Source organism: Chitinophagaceae bacterium (genome assembly GCA_016717285.1).
Lineage (GTDB): Bacteria > Bacteroidota > Bacteroidia > Chitinophagales > UBA10324 > JACCZZ01.
Genome location: JADKFU010000001.1, coordinates 87,510 through 109,506, shown reverse-complemented (window position 1 = coordinate 109,506; position 21,997 = coordinate 87,510). Strand labels below are relative to the sequence as shown.

Annotated in this window: 17 protein-coding genes; 6 read left to right on the top strand and 11 right to left on the bottom strand. The window is 41.0% G+C overall.

Annotated elements, in window-relative coordinates; genetic code table 11:
- Positions 1–8: 8 nt before the first annotated feature.
- The 3 genes from IPO83_00430 to IPO83_00420 form a co-directional block, all read right to left on the bottom strand.
- Positions 9–1,412, bottom strand: a complete 1,404-nt coding sequence (locus IPO83_00430) for a RagB/SusD family nutrient uptake outer membrane protein (GenBank protein MBK9729758.1) — start codon at positions 1,410–1,412, stop codon at positions 9–11.
- A 99-nt stretch (positions 1,413–1,511) separates the two neighbouring features.
- Positions 1,512–4,715 (bottom strand): TonB-dependent receptor, encoded by a 3,204-nt coding sequence (locus IPO83_00425; GenBank protein MBK9729757.1) that lies wholly within the window; start codon positions 4,713–4,715, stop codon positions 1,512–1,514.
- Positions 4,712–5,242 carry an Lrp/AsnC family transcriptional regulator gene (locus IPO83_00420; protein ID MBK9729756.1) on the bottom strand — a complete coding sequence of 177 codons (531 nt, stop codon included), beginning with the start codon at positions 5,240–5,242 and terminating at the stop codon, positions 4,712–4,714. The genes IPO83_00425 and IPO83_00420 overlap by 4 nt, the downstream gene beginning before the upstream one ends.
- Positions 5,243–5,492: 250 nt before the next feature.
- Between IPO83_00420 and IPO83_00415 the strand changes: the two genes are divergently transcribed.
- Entirely contained in the window at positions 5,493–5,927 is a 435-nt protein-coding gene (locus IPO83_00415; protein MBK9729755.1) for a hypothetical protein, read from the top strand.
- 56 nt (positions 5,928–5,983) lie between these two features.
- Here IPO83_00415 and alaS read toward each other — a convergent pair whose 3' ends face one another.
- Positions 5,984–8,614 carry an alanine--tRNA ligase gene (alaS, locus tag IPO83_00410; GenBank protein MBK9729754.1) on the bottom strand — a complete coding sequence of 877 codons (2,631 nt, stop codon included), beginning with the start codon at positions 8,612–8,614 and terminating at the stop codon, positions 5,984–5,986.
- A gap of 215 nt (positions 8,615–8,829) precedes the next feature.
- On the opposite strand from alaS, the gene IPO83_00405 reads away from it, so the two are divergent.
- Entirely contained in the window at positions 8,830–9,801 is a 972-nt protein-coding gene (locus IPO83_00405) for a M23 family metallopeptidase (protein MBK9729753.1), read from the top strand.
- Between the two features lie 1,499 nt (positions 9,802–11,300).
- On the opposite strand, the gene IPO83_00400 is transcribed toward IPO83_00405, so the two are convergent.
- From IPO83_00400 to IPO83_00380, 5 genes are all read right to left on the bottom strand, one after another.
- Positions 11,301–11,795, bottom strand: a complete 495-nt coding sequence (locus IPO83_00400; GenBank protein ID MBK9729752.1) for a hypothetical protein — start codon at positions 11,793–11,795, stop codon at positions 11,301–11,303.
- The gene (hppD, locus tag IPO83_00395; protein ID MBK9729751.1) at positions 11,795–12,922 is read right to left on the bottom strand and encodes a 4-hydroxyphenylpyruvate dioxygenase; all 1,128 of its coding nucleotides are present in this window, start codon (positions 12,920–12,922) and stop codon (positions 11,795–11,797) included. Before hppD ends, IPO83_00400 begins: the two co-directional genes overlap by 1 nt.
- A 149-nt stretch (positions 12,923–13,071) precedes the next feature.
- The gene (locus IPO83_00390) at positions 13,072–13,728 is read right to left on the bottom strand and encodes a CoA transferase subunit B (protein ID MBK9729750.1); all 657 of its coding nucleotides are present in this window, start codon (positions 13,726–13,728) and stop codon (positions 13,072–13,074) included.
- Positions 13,729–13,868: 140 nt separating this feature from the next.
- Complete coding sequence (locus tag IPO83_00385) at positions 13,869–14,576, bottom strand: CoA transferase subunit A (protein ID MBK9729749.1); 708 nt, start codon at positions 14,574–14,576, stop codon at positions 13,869–13,871.
- A gap of 77 nt (positions 14,577–14,653) precedes the next feature.
- Positions 14,654–15,115, bottom strand: coding sequence for a DUF4296 domain-containing protein (locus IPO83_00380; GenBank protein MBK9729748.1), 462 nt, complete (start codon positions 15,113–15,115; stop codon positions 14,654–14,656).
- A gap of 54 nt (positions 15,116–15,169) precedes the next feature.
- Between IPO83_00380 and IPO83_00375 the strand changes: the two genes are divergently transcribed.
- Positions 15,170–15,826 (top strand): YggS family pyridoxal phosphate-dependent enzyme, encoded by a 657-nt coding sequence (locus IPO83_00375; protein MBK9729747.1) that lies wholly within the window; start codon positions 15,170–15,172, stop codon positions 15,824–15,826.
- Position 15,827: 1 nt separating this feature from the next.
- Here the strand turns inward: IPO83_00375 and IPO83_00370 are convergent, their stop codons facing one another.
- The gene (locus tag IPO83_00370; GenBank protein ID MBK9729746.1) at positions 15,828–16,694 is read right to left on the bottom strand and encodes a hydroxymethylglutaryl-CoA lyase; all 867 of its coding nucleotides are present in this window, start codon (positions 16,692–16,694) and stop codon (positions 15,828–15,830) included.
- Positions 16,695–16,862: 168 nt separating this feature from the next.
- Here IPO83_00370 and IPO83_00365 point away from each other — a divergent pair, with 168 nt between their 5' ends.
- Entirely contained in the window at positions 16,863–17,390 is a 528-nt protein-coding gene (locus IPO83_00365) for a GNAT family N-acetyltransferase (protein MBK9729745.1), read from the top strand.
- 133 nt (positions 17,391–17,523) lie between these two features.
- Here the strand turns inward: IPO83_00365 and IPO83_00360 are convergent, their stop codons facing one another.
- The gene (locus IPO83_00360; protein MBK9729744.1) at positions 17,524–20,508 is read right to left on the bottom strand and encodes a leucine--tRNA ligase; all 2,985 of its coding nucleotides are present in this window, start codon (positions 20,506–20,508) and stop codon (positions 17,524–17,526) included.
- Between the two features lie 192 nt (positions 20,509–20,700).
- Between IPO83_00360 and IPO83_00355 the strand changes: the two genes are divergently transcribed.
- Together IPO83_00355 and IPO83_00350 are read left to right on the top strand one after the other, a co-directional pair.
- Positions 20,701–21,573, top strand: a complete 873-nt coding sequence (locus IPO83_00355; protein MBK9729743.1) for a cell division protein FtsX — start codon at positions 20,701–20,703, stop codon at positions 21,571–21,573.
- 124 nt (positions 21,574–21,697) lie between these two features.
- Positions 21,698–21,988 (top strand): DUF3098 domain-containing protein, encoded by a 291-nt coding sequence (locus IPO83_00350; protein ID MBK9729742.1) that lies wholly within the window; start codon positions 21,698–21,700, stop codon positions 21,986–21,988.
- Positions 21,989–21,997: the final 9 nt, after the last annotated feature.

Sequence of the window (21,997 nt, the reverse complement as noted above, 5' to 3'; positions counted from 1 at the left end):
AAACTATTTCAGTATCCGGGATATTGCGTAATTGCTCCACCGCTTGCCGTGATTTGATTTACAGGAATCGGAAAAACAGGCAGCACACTTTCACCAATCACTTCACTCACCTTTCCTATTCTTGCAAGATCGAAATAGCGATGACCTTCAAAATTCAATTCCGCCCTGCGTTCATCCTGCACCGTGTTCATAAAAGCTTCTGGTGTATCAAAATCTTCAGGAAATAAATCTCCAAGGCCACGGTTGTGGCGAAGTGCATTCAAGTCATCTACTCCTCCTCCACTCACTCCTTTTGCTTCCGCGGCAATCAAATACATTTCTGAAATCCGCATGATGTATGCAGAATTATCTTTCGTTTCTTCTCCACGGTATTTTTCCGTTCTGCCATCCGGTTGAATACTTCCATCATTGTGTTCAGGATCAAAGTCAACAGAAGCTGCACGAACATCACCGGGACGATTGAGAAAAAATTCATGGAGATTTTCATTTGCGAGGAAAGAGACATCAACGCGTAAAGCATCACCCCGCACATAAGTAAGGTTATTGTACTGACTCTGATCCTGCACGTTAAATTGCAATTCAAAAATACTTTCACTACTCAGTTTGGTTGTATAGATCAATGCAGGATTATTGACCACTATGAAAATATCATCGTTAATAACTCCTGCTGCTTTTACCGATGCATTTTCATAATCCTGCATGTACAAATAAACCCGGGCCAATAAACCATTCACAAAATATTGAGTGATGTACGCGGGTGTCTTGCTTCCATCGCCTGCCTCCACATCATCATTTGAAACAAGGACCAATGCATTGTTTAAGTCGGCAAGAATAGCATCGTAACATTCCTGAACAGTATTTCTTCCACGTGCCTGCAGCGGATCAGTGGCGTCAAGCACCAATGGAATTCCAAGGTTCGAATTCACATCCCAATGCTCTCCGAAAGTGCGAAGCAAATCGAAGTGCGCCATTGCACGAACGGTAAGTGCTTCTCCTTTCACATCGCTGCGGACCTCATCCATCAAAGATGGGTCTTCAATGGCATCAACGTTCGCAAGGATTTGATTGGCAGTATAAACAGCATTGTAAGCAGCAACCCAGAAGTTATCTATGAAAATATTATCAGCTCCGAGTGATTTATCATTGAACTGATTTAGTTGTGGGGAATCGTATCCGCCTGCCGCGCCGTTATCGCTGTAAGCATCAATCATCAATGGAAAATAGCCGCCGTAGTAGGCGTCGCTTTGCAAACTGTTGTACATACCTATCCTGGCAGAGATCAGTCCGTCACCACTGGTGATCACATGGTCGCTGTTCACATCGTTGGGCGAATCAATGTCGAGGAATTTTTTGCAGGAAGAAAATGTGTTGAGCATCACAACAATAAGGAAACTTCTGATTACAATATTCATAAGTGTCGATTTTCCCGGTAAAATGCTAAAGGAGTTTTTCATGTCTGAATGATAGCATCTATTTTCAAGTCTGATTTTCATGATAAGGTTTTTGACTGTTTAAAAACTTAAGTTCAAACCCAGTAAAAAAGTTCTTGCTTTCGGATACGCTGCATAATCCACGCCGGTGGTATTGATATCCGCTCCACCTGTGCTGCTCACTTCCGGATCAAAGCCACTGTACTTCGTAAATGTGAATGCATTTTGCATTTCAACATACAACCGCAGTGAATTGATGTACGTTGGATTTTTAGGCCTGATCAGGTAACTCAATGTGATATCGCTTAATCGCAGGTACGAACCGCTTTCAAGATTCTGTGTTGAATTCTGCAGGTTGTTTGAATTGATGAGGGATGCTCTTGGAATATCTGATTGATCACCTGCAGTCATCCATCTCTCATCTGCATACTCAGGATTGTTGGAATAAACCAGGTACAAATTATTTTCCGCATCCCAGCCTTCTGCACCATAACCGAGCGAAAGGTATTCACCACGAATAAGATTATACACTTCATTGCCAATTGAATAAGTAGCGTTTAAATCGAACCCCCAATTCTTCCAGCGCAAACTGGTATTTATTCCGCCATAATAATCCGGCAGTGCTTTGCCAATTATAGTTGCATCATTGTCATCAATGGAACCGTCACCATTTAAATCTTCATACATCGGATCACCGGTTTCAGGATCAACGCCGAGATAATTGATTCCCCAGAAAGATCCCTGCGATTGTCCGACAGCAAGAATGTGCGATGGCGCAAGATCATTGTAAGCATACAGCAACAGGCTATCACTGGTGAGTTCAAGCACTTCATTGTGCAGATAAGAAATGTTGAATCCGATATCCCAGGTAACTGTACCACGGACAGGTGTGGCATTAAAACTTAATTCCCATCCATTGTTCAGCACTTGTCCTGCATTGCGTGTGATGGAAGGAAAACCGGAAGTCCCGGGCACTGCATCTTCACTCAAAAGATCATATTTCACTTCACGGTAGTATTCAAATGAACCACTGAGTTTTCCGCCCCACAGTTCATAATCAACTCCCGCATTTAACTTCCTGTTGCTTTGCCAGCGAAGGGATGCATCGGCAATATTGCGCGGACCCAATCCGGCAATGCCGTTGTAGGTAATTGGCGACCAGAAACTGACATCCTGAAAATCACCAATCTCCTGATCACCTGTAAGACCATAGCTGAACCGAAGCTTCAGGTTGGTGAAAACTTTGCTTTCGGGAAAGAAATTTTCATCGCTGATTCTCCAGCCAACAGAGCCCGCCGGAAAATATCCATATTGGTTTTCCGGACCAAACCGTGAAGAACCGTCAGCGCGTATGCTGAAACTAAAAAGGTACCTGCTTTTGTAATCATAGTTCACTCTTCCGAGAAAAGAAACCAACGACCAGGCTGTGCCATCAGCAATGCGTGAAGTGATGATTGCAGAGCTGGAAACATTTTGCAATCCGCTTCCTATCGGGAAACCTTGTCCACCAACTCCTAGTCGGTTTGATACATTTTTTTGCATCGTAAATCCGCCAAGTGCAGTAAGATGGTGCACATCATTCCACGATGTATTGTAAGTGAGAATATTTTCACCAAGCCAATTCATCTGTTTGAAACTTCCATTGAATGCTTTTCCTCCTAATTCACTTGCATCTGTGGTGATGGGCGACCAATACTGATCATCAGTAACGTAAGTAAAATCAGCAGACCAGGAAGTTTTAAAAGCCCATTTGTCATTGAATGCATAGTTGGCCCACACTGTTCCCAAGGCACGATAGCTGATAGAAGTTGCAGTTACTTCGTTGGCACTCAGCACAGGATTATCGCTCAGCCATGCAGCCTGGTACTGCGTATAATCAGCATATGTTCCATCGTCATTATAAGCAGGCATTAATGGTGAACAACCCAATGCATTCGTAACGATTCCGGTGTATGTATCATCGTTGAAACTTCTTTGATTCTGTGAATACGTGAAAGAGAAATTTTCTCCGAAAGAAAGATGATCATTCACTGTCTGATCAAAATTCATTCTGTTGTTAAATCTTTTATAGTCAGAGTTGATGACAATACCTTCCTGTGTAAAATAAGAATTGCTGATATAAAAATGATTCTTCTCCGAACCACCGCTGGCAGAAAGTTGAATGCTGCTCACCGGAGCTGTCTGCATTACTTCGTTCAACCAGTCAGTGTTTACGCCGGTAAACCATGATTCCGGTAATGGATTGGTGAGTATAGATGGATCGAAGCCTTCGCCGAAATACAACGGGTCTTCTTCATATTTTTTCAGGTCTTGTGCACGGCCATCTTCTACCAACGCAACAAACTGATCGCTGCTCATAAATTTTATCTTGTTGGAAACACTTTGTATTCCGGTATAGGAATTCACATTAAAACTGGTTTTTCCGGCAGCACCACGTTTAGTTGTGATGAGCACTACACCGTTAGCTGCGCGCGCTCCATATATAGAAGCGGAAGATGCATCTTTTAATATTTCAATACTTGCAATGTCATCTGGATTTATATCTGCAATGGAAGAAACGCCCTGTCCATTGCCCGTGGTATTTCCCTGCGTATCGTAAGAAGTGGAAAGACTGGAATTACTTTCGCTGAGCATTGGAATGCCATCCACCACATACAACGGATTTTCACTGCCACGCACACTCACCAACAAACCTGCACCTGGTGTGCCGGACGGTGTTTTAACATAAATGCCGGTTGCTTTCCCTGTTAAGCTGGTACCCAGATTGACATTGGGAAGGCCTTCAAGTTCCTTTCCTTTAATTGAAGAAATCGCTCCGGTTATATCACTTTTTTTCTGTGAGCCATAACCAACTACGATCACTTCGTCCAGTTCCCGGTGCAGGGCAAGCTGAATGCTGAATGTTGTTTTAACCGGTGAAAATGCTTCTTCGTAATCGTCGTAACCAATATAGGAGAAAACCAATGTTCCATTTGGAGCAGAAACACCGAGCAGAAATTTTCCATCCTCGTCGGTTTGCGTTCCTTTCGAAGGATCTTCCTTCCAACGCACAGTGGCACCGATAAGAGGTTCAGACCCGGAATCGGTAATTCTACCTTTCAGTGTAGTTTGCGAAAAAGCTGCGATGGTGAAAAGGGAAAAGTATACCGTTAAAATCAATTGCCGGTAGCGTTTGAAATGCAATCCACCAGATCGTTTTTTTAGAAAGCTGAAGCTGGCGGTAGCAAATAAATTATAGCGGAATGAACGAAGCCGGTATGCTTTTGCAAGGAAAAACTGTTTCATACGCTCTTTATTTTTTTGTTGGAAGCGGTTGATGTCTTAACAAGATTTAAATCGGGCTGCGCAATTTTAAAAACGCGGAAATACATGTTGGTGGATGTTTCATCCACCCCTTTTATTTTATGAATTTTTTCGTTCATCAGCCAGATCAGATGTTCGTTATTGCGGCACATCACGTTCACTTCAAGATCGAAGTTGCCGGAGATCATGGCGAGAAAACTTACTTCAGGCAGCTTTGCAATTTTCTCGGCCACCGGAATAATCAGGCTGGCCGGACTTACATTGATAAAAATATGTGCATACGCATGAAATCCGATCTTTTCCGGATCAACCCGGCCAATCACTTGCAGCGTTTTTGTTTCGGTTAACCATTGAACGCGATTGCGTACCGTGCCAACCGATACTTTCAACTGCTCCGCGATGTCAGTAAAAGATTTACGCCCGTCTTGCTGAAGCTGCGAGAGGATTTGAAAATCAAGCTGGTCAAGCTCGGTGTGCGGAACATCCTTAACGGCTTGCGTTACATTCATATAAACAAAGATTAAGTCTTTTTGTCAAAAAAGCAATCATTTGTTACCTTTTTTACAATAAACACTTTTTTTTATGCAAATTGTGCAAGCTTAATGTTCAATTCTTAACAATAAATTTTTACATAGAGATCCATTAATTAAAAGCATTGCATTTGGTATTTCTTCTATAAGAAAACAATCAGGCTCACCAAATGGTGGCTCACGTTTTGAAAGTAGAATTTATCTTATTTTTGCCACGATTTAGCGAACTATGAAAATTCAAATACTTTCTTTTTGCCTGCTGCTTGCTCTTGCTTCCTGTAAAGATGAACTGCCTCCAGTAGTAATACATCCAATTCCACCTGAAGACACGATTAAGTATGCAGGTACTTACGAAGGTTGGGTGGAAAAGCACAGTGCAGGTGTAGATGCGGATGGAGTATATAAGATTGACACTGCTTATACTTATACAGTTACTATAACTGACGAAACCATTGGCTTCATCGATATTCATGGTAGTGATGCACCTCCGATTTTTGTTGACTCCGCCGGTGTTTTTGCGCTTAATGAATTCAACCATAATATTGTAGGCAATTTCAATGGAGACAGTTTATATCTCTTTACTGAAGCCATTAGCGGTTCTTATGATCCTCCCCAATTTTATGATAATACGCAAATGAATTTTGCGGGTAAGAAAGTGGAATAACCACATCTCCATAACCTTTTCGAATTCTAAGGAGCAGGAAAAGAATTATTGCAGGGTTATCCTATTGTTGCGTTCAACCCGTCTCTGGCTGCTTCAATTGCTTTATTGATACCGGCGGGATGAGTGCCTCCTGCTGAAGCAAAAAATTTCTGTCCACCACCACCACCATTTATTTCTTTGCTGATTATCCGGATCATTTTCCCTGCATCAAGCGATTTTTCCTTCACGAGGTTATCAGAAATAATAATCATAAGGTGTGCCTTTCCATCAGCTTCCGCACCAAATACACCTACCAGATTTTCTACCTCATTTCGTAAGTCATAAGCAAGCTTTTTCAATGCATCAGCCGAGTTCAACGAAGTAGCCGCGCCGATAAACTGAATGCCTCCGATATTTTCTGACGTTTTTTTCAACATTTCTTTTACTTGTTGTACCTGCATAGCAGTGAATGATTCCACCTGCTTTTTCAACTGCGCATTTTCTTCCTGTAAATGTTGAATGCCTTTCTCAGCATCCTTTGCATTGCCGAGTAACGAACCAATTGTTTCCAGGCGATTGAAAGTGGAACGAATCAGTTGTTCCGCAGCTTCACCGGTAATTGCTTCAATGCGACGAACACCTGCTGCCACGGCTGCTTCAGAAATAATTTTGAAATAGCCAATTGCTCCGGTAGAATGAACATGGGTGCCACCGCATAATTCACGGGAGAAATTTTTATCGAAAGTGACTACACGAACTTTATCGCCGTATTTCTCACCGAATAAAGCCATCGCTCCGGTTTTCATCGCTTCTGCAACAGGCATTACATCCACTTCACGAATTATATTCTCTCTTATTTTCTGATTCACCATTGTTTCAATCGCGTCCAGCTCTTCCCTGGTTACTTTAGCGAAATGCGAAAAATCAAAACGCAGATGATCAGGTGCCACCAACGATCCTTTTTGCTGCACATGTGTGCCAAGAATTTTACGTAATGCAGCATGCATTAAATGAGTGGCCGTGTGGTTGCTCATGATACTATTTCTTGCAACAACATCCACTTTTGCCAACACGGATTCATCAAACGATTTTGGAAACCTGTTTACAAAATGAATGATAAGCTCATTCTCCTTTTTGGTATCAAGCACTTTAATTTCTTCTTCCCCGAAAAATAATTTCCCCTGGTCACCCAACTGACCACCACTTTCTGCATAGAAAGGTGTTTGATTTAATACCAACTGAAAAACTTCCTTGTCTTTTGCTTTTTGCTTGCGGTATTTCACAACATTTGACTGAGCTTCCAGTGAATCATATCCGAGAAAATCAATCTTGTCAACTTTCTTGAGCTCGATCCAATCACCGGTTACCACTTCAGCAGCCTTCCTTGATCTTTTTCTTTGTTCATCTAAACTCGTGTTGAATCCAGGAAGGTCAACGGTAATGTTTTTTTCTGCAGCCAGTAGTTGCGTGAGATCGATCGGAAAACCAAATGTATCATACAACTCAAAAGCAAACTTTCCTTCCACCATCCTGGCATTGCCTTTTAATGTTGCAGCATACTGATCAAACCGTTTAATTCCATCCGACAATGTTTTCAGGAACGAGGATTCCTCTTCTTCAATAACTCTTGCAACAAATGACTGCTGTTTGCTGATTTCCGGGAAAACATCGCCGAACTCCTTAGCAAGAATTTCCACCAGTTCGAAAAGGACCGGTGTCTGCACATTGAGAAAGCTGTAATAATAACGTACAGCACGGCGAAGAATACGGCGAATCACATAACCTGCTCCGGTATTCGACGGTAACTGTCCATCTGCAATTGCAAATCCAATCGCACGTATATGATCACTCATCACGCGCATGGCAACGTCTGTTTTTTCAGCAGTGCCATATTTAATAGCTGACTTATTTTCAATGAACGCTATGAACGGTTGAAAGATATCAGAATCGTAGTTGGATTTTTTTTGCTGAATCACACGTGTCAGCCGCTCGAAGCCCATTCCTGTATCTACATGATTTGCAGGCAATGGTTGCAACGACCCGTTTGACAGACGATTGAATTGAATGAAAACGAGGTTCCAGATTTCTATCACTTGCGGATCTCCGGTATTCACGAGATTTTTTCCTTCCAGTTTTTTTCTTTCTTCGTCATCACGGTTATCAAAATGAATTTCCGAGCAGGGGCCGCATGGACCCGTATCGCCCATTTCCCAGAAGTTGTCTTTCTTATTGCCTGAAATAATCCTGTCCTCCGCAATCCATTTCTTCCAGAAAGTTGCGGCCTCCTCATCTTTCTCTAAACCTTCCTTCGCATCACCTTCAAAAATGGTGACGTATAATCTGTCGGCAGGCAATTGATACACCTGAGTCAGCAATTCCCAGGCCCATGCAATAGATTCTTCTTTAAAGTAATCACCGAATGACCAGTTACCCAACATTTCAAACATGGTATGATGATAAGTATCAATACCCACCTCTTCGAGGTCATTGTGTTTTCCGGATACGCGTAAACATTTTTGAGTATCTGCCACACGTTTCGAAACAGGAATTTTATCGCCCAGGAAAATATCTTTAAACTGGTTCATGCCTGCATTGGTAAACATCAGCGTAGGATCATTCTTTATTACAATAGGAGCCGAAGGCACGATTGCATGACCTTTGGAAGCAAAGAATTCAAGAAAAGCGGAGCGTATTTCTTTAGCGTTCATGATATGAGTTGTAATGGTCGTTCTTTGTTTACAGAAATTTATTTGGTTAATTTTGTTCAGTTCCCACTGCTTCGGGCGCGTAAAATTAGCTAATAATACTACTTCAAGCGTGGTGCGGTGAAAGGTGTTTGAGAGAAAATAAAATGCATTGAATGTTTTGTTTTCAGCAATCAATTGACTTTGATCAGGAGATTCCGTTACGAACGATTTGAAATATGAAAAAGGTAAAATACTATTACAATACCCAGGCATTGCGTTACGAAAAGTTTGAAGAAGCTTTCCGGACAAGATTCCTGCGCGTTCTTGGATTTATTTCTGCCGCTCTTGTTTTTGCATTTATTATTGTTTACCTCGCTTATACCTATCTCGATTCACCAAAGGAGAAAGCGCTCCACCGCGAGATCAACCAGATGCAGCTGGAATATGATCTGTTGAACAAAAAACTCGATCAGATGTCGGCAGTAGTGACGGACCTTGAAGACCGTGATGATAATATTTACAGGGTAATCTTTGAAGCAGAACCGATTCCTTCGAGTGTGCGACAGGCGGGATCAGGCGGCATTAACAAATACCGTGAACTGATGAACTACGACAACGGACAACTGATGGTGACGGCTTCGGAAAAGCTGGATCAGATTCGCAGGCAACTTTACATTCAATCGAAATCTTATGATGAGATTTCATTGTTGATTAAGAAAAAGGAAGAAGTGTTATCCTCAATTCCCGCAATTCAACCTATCAGCAATAAAGATTTGTCGCACATTGCTTCCGGTTTTGGAATGCGGATAGATCCGATTTATAAAATTCCGAAGATGCATGAGGGACTGGATTTTACCGCGCCCAGCGGAACTCCGATTCATGCAACGGGCAATGGCACTATCAGTATTGTTGAATATGGTGATCGTGGTTATGGCAATAACGTAACTATCAATCACATGGTTGGATATCAGACTCATTATGCTCACATGAGCAGGATTATTGTTCGTGAAGGACAACCGGTGAAACGCGGTGATGTGATTGGTTATGTGGGAAGCACGGGCAAATCCACTGCACCACATTGTCATTATGAAGTGATAAAAAACGGCGTGCATATCGATCCGGTAAACTTCTTCTTCAATGATCTTACGCCGGCTGAATATGAAGAAATGCTGAAACAGGCGGATCTTTCGAATCAGTCGTTTGACTAGAATCTATTGGTGAGGTAAAGATGGGTCAGGATAGATGACTGGCTGGCTAAATGGTTAAATTGCTTAACTGTTTAATTGTTACAGCAAAGCTGGTTTATATGCTGCGTTGATAAAACATGTATATCCCACTGTTGAAAAGACATTCCAATAAAGAAATAGTTGCGCTGATTATTTCAGGAATACATACTCCGGATTCGCAGCAACCGTTTAGCCATACAGCAATTCAACCGTTCAACTTACTTTGAACAAACTCCCGATGATATGCTGTTGGTTTAACGAATCAATGCATCGGCTTCTCCGGAGTCATTTAACTATTTGACAATTTAGCTTTTCATCTTCCATGACAAATCAAAGCTGATACTTTAATTGTGCAGTTAGCATACACACAGCCTTCGCCACAGCATTTAGCAATCAGACAATTTAACCATTCCCTTCTTTTCAATTAACTTCATTCAACTCCATTCAATTTATACGCACAATAGGTGGCGTTGAAAATTTCCTGAGGTTACCACAAAAATAAGGGGCACCGATTTTTCGATGCCCCGTTATTCAAAAAAGCTTAGCTAAATTATTTTTTCTTAGCTGCTTTTTTAGCCCCTTTTTTCGGAGCTGCTTTCTTTGCAGCCTTTTTCGCTGCTTTCTTTTTTGTAGCCATAGTTTAAAATTTTCATCAAAATAAGAATGAATCGTTTCATAACAAAAATATTTTTGAACATTTTTATTCACACAACAATGTGAATAAGGCAAACAACATCATGCTGCAAACTTATTTTGTTATGCAAAACAGAAATGCAGTTGAACATTTTTAAAAAATAATTTTTAATTTTTTTCCAACACTGATTTTATAGGATGCTGAAACACGCAGCCAGCAAAGCTTTCAACACCACTAAAATAATTTTCACGTTGACTCACCTATTCATGAATTCAATTCAACAGCAATAAAATCAGCACGCATGAACATTTATTTCAAGTTATTCATCTTGAAAAATGAAAGAAAAAAAAGTGAAAATATTTTTTTTGAAATCATCCTGAAGATGACTTTAATCAGTCAAATGCAGTTTAAATGAACAATTCATGAAATGTTATTTTTTGTTTCCATGCTATAATTATATCAAATGATGTTGCGAACAGTTCGCATTTTCAATTCCAAAAAAATCAAAAGCATCATGTAATGTATGTTGGGTGAAGAAAGAAACCCTTTATGAATTCTATTTCAAAATGAAGGCAACTAATTTAATTTCCACACATAACACTGCATTCTGAAAACACATTCTTTAATTCAATCCGGCATGGTTTTCATCTCCTAAAAAATAAGGAACAGAATAGATGAGGGTAGTGGAGTATTTTCCTTTTTTTGAAAATAAAGAGCAAACACTTAACAGTTGTAAGTTTGCGCAAAGGGATTTTATAAACTGACTATAGAGAATGTATAACGGGGACGTCAATCAATCCGAACATCTTAAAAATGAGGACACCTATTGCAGCTTTGCAAATCAGCTCTATTTTTCTTTGTAATAAATAGTGAGATTACTGGTAGCAGATTGTTCCTGCAGCACTAATTCATGATCAGTCAGCTTAACAATCTTCATTTTGTAAATGATTCCTGTTTCATTGTCCCTCACAGAGACCATTCGGTTTTGTTCGTCAACAGACCAGGTTCCTTTGATCAACCCGTCAGGATACATTCCCTGTTCTACAGTATAATCAGCATGAAGCGCGAGTATAAATTCGCCAGCTACCTGATCATTAGCAGCAGGCTTGTTGGTTTCTTCCAGGTTTTGCATCCGCCAGGTTTTGGAAATCCTGTTGGTCAATACTGATGCTGTGGATTGCGCAACTATTTTTCCCGGAAGAAAAAGAGCAAGCAGGCAACAAAGTGAAACAGCGATAAGGTGAACGATCGTTTTATCGTGACGAGTAGAAATTGGATTACGATTATTGCTTTCAGGAAACGATATTCCGGAAATAGCCAACGAGGCAGCATGTTGTATCATTACAAAGTTCCCCGCAGTTCCTGCTCGCGTTCAATGGCTTCAAACAACGCTTTAAAATTTCCTTTGCCAAAAGAATTGGCTCCTTTGCGTTGAATAATTTCATAAAATAAAGTCGGACGGTCTTCCACCGGTTTTGAAAATATTTGTAACAGGTATCCTTCATCATCACGATCAATCAAAATTCCTAAATCTTTCAATGGTGCAAGATCTTCATCAATATGACCAACGCGGTCAAGAACTGTTTCATAATAAGATGCGGGAATCTTTAGAAATTCAACACCACGTTTTTGCAATTCAGTAACTGTTTCAATAATGTTGTCAGTGGCCACCGCTACGTGTTGCACACCCTGACTGCCATAGAAATCAAGATATTCTTCCACCTGCGATTTCTTTTTTCCTTCTGCCGGCTCATTGATGGGAAACTTTATTCTGCCATCGCCACTGCTCATCACCTTACTCATCAGCGCGGAATATTCGGTACTGATATCCTTATCATCAAATGAAAGAATGTTTTTGAAGCCCATTACATCTTCATAAAATTTTACCCAGGTGTTCATTTCATTCCAGCCCACATTTCCCACCATGTGGTCAACATATTTGAGACCCAGTGGCTCCGTTTTCTTCATCGATTTGTAAGGTTTAAATCCGGGAAGAAAAATGCCCTTGTAATTTTTACGCTCCACAAAAATGTGAACGGTTTCTCCATATGTATGAATTCCGGAGCGAATTACTTCACCGTGTTCATCCTTTTCCAGGGTTGGCTTCATAAACGGTTTCGCGCCGCGTTTCACTGTTTCCTCAAAAGATTTAGTAGCATCATCTACCCACAGCGCAATCACCTTTACGCCATCGCCATGTTTTTTTACATGATCTGAAATCGGTGAGTCAGCCACTAAGGAAGTTGTGAGTACCAACCTGATTTTGTTCTGTTGCATTACAAAAGAAGCTCTGTCCCTGATTCCAGTTTCAAGTCCGCAATAGGCAACAGGCTCGTAACCGAATGCACTTTGATAATAATGTGCAGACTGTTTCGCATTGCCTACATAAAATTCGACATAGTCCGTTCCATTGATCGGAAGAAAATCAATTAGCTGCGTGGCTGCTGCAGGCTTGGTGAGTGTTTCCATAATAAAAATTTTTGTTTACGATTGAGGATTTTTACTGTCAGGCTTCAGACAACGAAAATTACAAAGAAGTTTATGTTCCTACAATGACTTATTTCGTCTTTTAATGGAAGATGAGTTTTCGAATCGTATCTGAAGGTCATTTTAATTCTTCATATTCTCATTTCAGGAATCTCCCCTTCTACAATTAACCTGCCCGCAGTTTTTGCAACTATTTCTTCAACACTTACACCTGGTGCGCGCTCGATCAACTTAAAACCATCCGGCGTTACATCCAATACAGCCAGTTCACTTACAATTCGTTTCACACATTTAACACCTGTTAAAGGCAGTGAACATTCAGGAAGCAATTTTGATTCTCCCTTTGGATTGGTATGCATCATGGCTACGATAATATTTTTTGCAGCCGCTACAAGATCCATCGCACCACCCATTCCCTTCACCATTTTTCCCGGAATTTTCCAATTGGCAATATCACCGTTTTCAGAAACTTCCATCGCGCCTAAGACTGTAAGATCAACTTTGCCTGCGCGAATCATTCCGAAGCTTTCTGCCGAATCAAAAAAACTGGCTCCGGGAATTACAGTGACGGTTTCTTTTCCGGCATTAATCAGGTCCGGGTCTACTTCTTCTTCAGTCGGATAAGGCCCCATCCCTAAAATTCCATTCTCTGATTGCAGAACAATGCTGATGTCACGCGGAACAAAATTCGCCACCAGGGTCGGAATGCCTATTCCCAGATTCACGTAATAACCATCCTTTAATTCCTGCGCAATCCGTTTTGCAATACCATATTTATCTAAAGCCATGTTTCACTTTAAGTATTGATTATCTAAAAAACAATTTCAAGTCGAAATAAATAAAACCAAACCAGGAAAACCATACTTCCAAACAAACACTCATCACATCGGCACCTATATTTCAATTGGCACATCGGCACATCCACTCCTCACACTCCAATCTTTATCGCCACCGTCCGCTTTTCAATCCGTCGCATATAATTCGTTCCCTGGAAAATACGATGGACATAAATACCCGGCACATGCACCTGATCGGGATCCAGTTCGCCGGGTTCCACCAAATGTTCAACTTCTGCAATTGTAATATCGCCTGCTTTGGCCATCGAGGTAGAAAAGTTGCGGGTAGTTTTTCTGAAAATGAGATTACCCATTGAATCACCCTTCCATGCTTTAACCATTGCAAATGAAGCGTGCAATGCATATTCCATCAGGTACATTTTACCATTGAATTCACGCACTTCTTTTCCTTCTGCTATTTCAGTTCCGAACCCTGCTCCGGTAAAATAAGCCGGAATTCCCATGGCAGCCATTTGAATGCTTGTGGCAAGCGTGCCCTGAGGCATGAGATCTACTTCCAGTTCTCCTGCCAACAATTGTCTTTCAAATTCAGCATTCTCCCCAACGTAAGATGAAATCATTTTTTTTATCTGCCGTGTCTTCAGCAGCATTCCCAAACCAAACTGGTCAACTCCTGCATTGTTAGAAATGCAGGTAAGATCTTTGATTCCTTTGCGTACCAATGCTTCCACACAATTTTCAGGAATACCACACAAACCAAATCCACCGAGCATTAATGTTGCGCCAGCAGGAATATCGCGAATCGCTTCATCTGCTCCGGAAACTCTTTTGTCTATCATCGCTTCAAATTTTTTTAGTGGTTGAAAATAGGAATTCGCAGTTGATTAACTATAAATTGAAACTTCAGATTGAATGATTATTTCGCCAATTGCATTTCTTTTCTGAGAACTGTATCATTAACAACGCCGGCATGCCCGGGAATAGAATCTACACCCTCCTTTTTCAGCACCAGTTCTTTTGCTTTAGCTTTTCCTTCTAATGCTGTGAGTTTATTCACGATCTCCAGGTAGATCTCTTCATATTGCTCAGGATGATGAAGATAATAATCAAACGATTTTTTGAAGGTGTCAAAAGTGGTCCCGTTTTTCTTCATCACATCCTCATACTTTGCAGCAACATTTTGATTCAATTGCTGATTTGTCATGCCGCGACTGTTGACAGAAGATTCTGCAATATGCACATCCAATAAGACTGCAATCATTTTATCTTTGGATAAAATTCCGTCCGGCGCTTTTTCAATTTCAGAAGCACAGGCACAGTAAATGAATACAATGAATAGAGTTACTATCCAGAGCCACTTTGAAATCAGCAAGTTCAATCGTTATCTTTTACGCGGCAAAAGTATTTCTTTTTAAGCACAGAATGATGAACAATGAATGAAACCTTTGCGGCTATCAGGGACTACCTTCGGCAACACCATGTAACACTCGTTGCTATCAGCAAGACCAAACCTGCTGAAGAAATACGCAGCGTGTATGAAGAAGGGCAGCGGATTTTCGGAGAAAACAAAGTGCAGGAACTCACTGATAAATATGAGGCGCTGCCAAAGGATATTCAGTGGCATCTCGTTGGTCACCTCCAAACCAACAAGATAAAATTTGTTGCACCGTTTGTTTCACTTATTCATTCCATTGACAGTCTGAAATTATTGGAAGAAGTAAATAAACTGGCAAAAAGAAATGGAAGGACTCAGGATGTGCTGCTACAGATTTATATCGCCAGGGAAGAAACAAAATTCGGATTGAGTTTCGATGAAGCCCGTGATCTCCTTTTTGACAAATCAGTTTCAGCGCTTCAAAATATCAGCATTAAAGGCATGATGGGAATGTCAACATTTACAGATGACCCTATTCAAGTAAGGAAAGAATTCAGATCTCTAAAAGTTTTTTTTGAAGAAATGAAATCTTACCGTTCTGAAAATTTCAAACCCGAAATACTTTCCATGGGAATGAGCGGCGACTATAAAATCGCCGTGGAAGAAGGAAGTAATATGGTGCGTATCGGAAGTGCTATTTTCGGAGCACGCTAAATCAGTGTATCATTTCAAAAACGGAATTCGAATCAAGCAGCGCTTTCTGAAAAGCATGCATTTCAATGCCGGTTTCAACTTTCATCTCTTCAAAAAATGAAAGCATTTGTTCCGTAGGCATATTGCCTGTCAATTCATCTTTTGCCATGGGACAACCACCGAAACCCTTAATTGCTCCATCGAAACGACGACAACCATTCATGTATGCTGCTTCCACTTTTTCGCGCCAGCGATCAGGTGTGGTATGAAAATGCGCACCGAACTCAATTGCAGGAAACGCAGGAATCAGCTGCTTGAATAGTAAGGAGATCACCTCCGGATCTGCTGCACCAATTGTATCAGCCAGCGAAATTATTTTAATTCCCATCGCAATCATCTTCTCACTCCATTCCAATACAATCTCCGGATGCCAGGGATCTCCGTACGGATTTCCAAAACCCATAGAGATATATAAAACCAGTTGTTTGTTTTGTTTCAGGCAGATGTTTTGGATTTCATCTACTCTTTTCAATGCTTCATTCATTGAAGCGTTTGTATTTCGTTGCTGAAAAGTTTCAGATACAGAGAAAGGAAAACCGAGATATTTAATCTGATCAAACATGGAAGCTTCCAGGGCGCCTCGTGTATTGGCAATGATGGCGAGTAAGTTAGATTTCTCCGGTGTCCAGTTCAACTGCGACAACACCAATGCTGTGTCGGCGAGCTGTGGAATGGCTTTCGCGGAAACAAAGCTGCCGAAATCTATGGTGTCGAAACCTGCTTCGAGTAATGTATTGATGTAGGCCACCTTTTTTTCAGTGGGAATAAATCCTTTGATCCCTTGCATGGCATCGCGCGGGCATTCGATAATTTTTACTTTTTCCGACATGCTATTATTCTGTTATGCTTATGTGCTTATTTTTGTCATCATCTTTAAAGCGACAAAGTTCATTAATTTCATTTAAGAAAATTATTATGGACCCAATGCGCGCGCTGAACAGGTGTTGCTTACAAACAAAATCAAAAAATAATTCCAAACCAACCGGCTGAATTAAACATGCATATCTCGATCAGAAAAGGAACTGTTGCGGATGCTGCTGATCTTACTGAAATCGGCATTGTAACGTTTACTGAAAAGTGGAAAGACAATTACGATCAGAAAACATTGCAGACTTATCTTACAAAAGCTTACGATGCGGCCGGCATTCTGCGTGAATTGCAGCAGGAAGTTGTTACGTATCTGATTGCCACTGCAGAAAATCAAATGATTGGATTTGCTAAACTCAGCAGGCGCCAGCAACTCGCAGAGTGGATCACTGAACCTTGTCTTGAAGTCTGCCGCATTTATGTTTTACAGGCGTTTCAGGATCATAAAGCGGGTGCCAGACTTATGGATGCGGCGATTGAAATTGCAAAGGAGGAAAAATTGCAATCGGTAGTTTTAGGTGTTTGGGAAAATAACCACCGTGCCATTTCATTTTACAAAAAATTAGGTTTCGAACAGATCGGTACGCATCCGTTTCTTACCGGTGATGTGGTGGAGACGGATTGGGTGATGAGGAAGGAAGTAGTGAGTAGTGAGTAATTAGTAGTGAGTAGTGAGTGGTAAGTAGAGAGTCGTTAGTCATTAGTCTTGGTTCGTGCGCAGTAGGTTAGAACGCTTAACCTTGGCATATCGGCACATTAATTTCATCGGCACATCTACCACATCCATCACCTCACACAACCACATTAATCATCCTTCCCTTCACCACGATCACTTTCTTCGGTGATTTTCCTTCAAAGTATTTCTGCAATCCTTCATTCTCTTTTACAGCTTGTTCAATCTGATCGATTGGAAGATCAAGTGCAAAATTCATCTTCAAACGCGTTTTGCCATTGATTGCGATGGGATATTCAAAAGCATTTTCAACCAGTAGTGATTCATCGTAAACAGGAAATGAAGCGTGAACGATGCTGCTTTTGTTTCCTGATTGTTCCCATAAATATTCCGTTACAAACGGCGCATACGGACTGAGGATAATCAACAATGCTTCAAGAATCTCTTTCTTGTGGCAATTGAGCTGCGTCAATTCATTCACGCAGATCATGAAGGCACTAACGGAAGTATTGAACGACAACCGCTCAATATCTTCAGCCACTTTCTTTATCGTGCGGTGCAACACTTTTAATTCTTCTGTTGAAGGCGCGTCATTCGTCACCAACCATTTTCCGTTCTCATCATAAAACAACTTCCACATTTTTTTCAGGAAGCGATAAACGCCGTCAATGCCTTTGGTGTCCCAGGGTTTGTGTTGTTCGATGGGACCGAGAAACATTTCATATAATCTGAAAGCATCTGCTCCGTATTCTCCAACCACATCGTCAGGATTGATGACGTTGTATTTGGATTTGGACATTTTTTCGACTTCGGATTTTGTATAAAATTTTGGTAGCTCAGATGAATTCCCAAAAGATTTTTCATTTATCCAACGACCATCTTTACAAAGAAAAATATTAATGGCATTCCTATTAGCAAAATTCGATTCTAAAAATTGAGGAATATCGAGCACATTATTATTTACAATACTAATTGGAATATGAGACTCACTCAGACTAGTCATGTCACCCACCAAATCTGCACTTACATAAATATTCCAATCATATTGAGTATTCTCAACTTCTATAGGAATTTTTATTTCCTTCAAGAGTACATTCAAATCAGGCCTGTTTGAGATTTCTATTTCTTGAATAATTTTAAGATTATTAAAAGTGTCAAATTTTGCAATGTTGCCTTTGCTCTTGGCAGAAAACATCATTTGACTTACCCCCTGAATCTTCCCCTGATTCAACAACTTCTTCGCCGGCTCTTCAAATGGAATCCATCCGCGATCGAATAAAAATTTTGTCCAGAAACGGAAGTAAAGCAAGTGACCGGTAGCATGTTCATCACCACCTAAATAAAAATCAATATTCTGCCAGTAATCAATGGATTCTTTAGACGCAAAAGCATTTTCATTGTTGGGATCTTCATAGCGAAGGTAATACCAGCAACTGCCGGCCCAGCCTGGCATGGTAGTCAGTTCGTACTGATATTTTCCTTTGTATTTCCAGTTCTCCGATGCTCGTGCCAAAGGTGGCTCCCCGCTTTCTGTCGGCAGATATTTGTCAACAACAGGAAGTACCAATGGCAAATCCTCTTCAGCGATCGTAAGCGGAATTCCTTCTTCATCATAATAAACAGGGATCGGCTCTCCCCAATACCGTTGCCTGCCGAAAATGGCATCACGTAACCGGAAATTTATTTTCCCCTGTCCTATTTGTTCTTCTTCAATTTTCTCAATTGCCTTTTTAATAGCGGCTTTTACCTGCAATCCATCCAGGAACCCGGAATTCACACAAACGCCTTCCTTCGCTGTATAAGCTTCTTTTGTCAAATCTCCACCGGCAATCACCTCAACGATTGGTAAATGACCTAACTGTACTGTCAACTCCTTTTCAAAAAATTTCGCGAAAGCATAATCACGGGTATCGTGTCCCGGCACTGCCATTACTGCGCCGGTGCCGTAAGTCGCAAGCACATAATCTCCGATCCAGACAGGAATTTTTTTATCAGTGAATGGATGCAACACATAAGCACCTGTAAACTGACCGGTGATTTTTTTCACCTCCGACATACGATCCCGTTCGCTTCGATTGGTGGCATACGTTACATATGCATTCACCGCTTCACGATATTCATCTGTAGTTATTTGATTCACCAACTCATGTTCAGGAGCAAGAGTTATAAACGAGACTCCAAAAATGGTGTCGGGACGGGTGGTGAAGACTTCTATGGTGAATGGTGAATGGTCAATTGTGAACCGGACACTCGCTCCTTCACTTTTCCCAATCCAATTACGCTGCGCTTCTTTTATAGATTCACTCCAGTCAAGTTCATCCAATCCAATCCGCAATCGTTCTGCATAAACAGTAATCCGCATACTCCACTGTTTCATCAACTTTCTTTCTACCGGATAACCACCACGCTCACTTACGCCATCTTTCACTTCATCATTGGCCAATACAGTTCCTAATGCAGGACACCAGTTTACCCACGAGTCGGCGATATAAGCCAGGCGATGTTGTAGTAAAATAGCTGATTGCTGTTTCGCTGAAAAACCTTTCCAGCCCTCAGCAGTGAATGCTTCCTGGGAATCGGTAAGAATTAATGGAGACGTCCCGTGTTTTTCAAATTCGCTGATCAATGTTTCAATTGATTCAGCACGATCACTCTTTACATTGTACCACGAATGAAAAAGCTGGATAAATATCCACTGTGTCCACTTGTAAAACTTCGGATCGCTGGTTCGCACTTCCCTGCTCCAGTCAAAGGAAAAACCCAGCTTATCCATCTGTTCCCGAAAAGTATTGATGTTTTGTTCGGTAGTGATGGCAGGATGCTGACCGGTTTGAATGGCATATTGTTCTGCAGGCAATCCGAAGGAATCATAACCCATAGGATGCAGCACATTAAATCCTTTCAGTCTTTTGTAGCGGGCGATAATATCAGATCCGATATAACCCAACGGATGGCCGACATGCAATCCGGCACCCGACGGATAAGGAAACATATCCAGCACATAATATTTCGGTTTTGAAAGATCCGTTATGGTAAGAAATACCTGCTGACTGCTCCAGATTTCTTTGGCCCTTTTTTCAATCTCACTGAAATTAAATTCCATCTTTTCTCAATCTGATTTTGGGCAAAACTAATGAGTTTGGGGGAAGAAATGAGTAGTGAGTCGTTAGTCTAAATCTTTGAACTCCAATTTAATTCCTAATTCCTAATTCTTATTTCACCTGTTGATAATGGACCACCATGTAATGATGTCGAAAAAAATCCGTTGCTTACTTTCGCGCAACAAATAAAGATTATGGCGGAAAGCAGAAAAAAAACAGCCCGGAGATTCAAACCCAATTATATCTACAGCATCATCAGCACTGCATTGGTGTTGTTTATGATCGGTTTACTGGCACTTCTTTTTATTCATGGTAATAAATTAGCCAATCAGTTTAAAGAGAACATTGAATTTACAGTGATCATAAAAGACAACATATCAGAAAAATCAATCCTTGCATTGCAAAAAAAACTCGGACTGGAACCTTGGGTAAAAAGTTCAAAATATGTTTCGAAGGAAGATGCCGCGAAAATTTTCACCCATGAAAACCAGGAAGACTTCAAAGATCTGCTGGAGTATAATCCATTGTTTGCTTCCATAAACCTGAAACTAAACGCGGGCTATACGAGCAAAGACAGTATTAACATCATCGAACAGCGGATTATGGCTCACAATGAAGTTGGCGAATTCTATTATGAAAGACAACTGGTGGAAATGCTGAATGATAACCTGCGCAAAATAAGCTGGGTGATTATGATCATCAGTCTACTTTTAGTATTGCTTGCCATTGGCCTTATTGACAGTACCATCCGGTTATCCATGTATTCAAGCCGTTTCCTGATAAGAAGCATGCAGCTTGTAGGTGCCACCCGAAATTTTGTAATATGGCCATTCACTAAAAGAAGCCTTCAAAACGGATTGGTATCAAGTCTGATTGCCATTATTGCTTTGCTGACCATTCTCAATTTTGCGATCAGCCAGGTGCCGGAGTTGTTGGCTTTACAGGACGTAACCATGCTCTTGCTGGTGTTTTCCGGACTCTTGATTATTGGTTTGCTTTTTTCCTATCTAAGCACTCATTTCGCGGTTAACAAATACCTGCGGATGAAGCTGGATGAGTTGTACTAAGCCTGTCTAAAAAATTCCTGTTAACTTCGCCGTCCGTTGTAACATTTTGAATAATGAGGTTACTTAAGAATCAGATCACTACAAACGGTTACTTCCGCACAAACATTCAGTAATTATTCAACACATGGCCAAACAAAAAGCTGCTGTTACAGAAAAACAGCCAACACAAAAAGTTACCTCTCCCAACCCTGTTGCACCTTTTGTATTTAATCGTCAGAACTTCCTGGTGATGGGTGCCGGCTTGCTGTTATTGGCATTCGGCTTTTTTTTAATGAGAGGGGGCAGTCAATTACCAACAGAATGGGATCCTAATGTAATTTACGGATTCACGCGGATTACTTTGTCCACCACATTTGTATTAATCGGATTTGGTGTGGTGATGGCTTCCATATTCTGGAAGTCGAGGAAAAGCTGATTGCTTTAT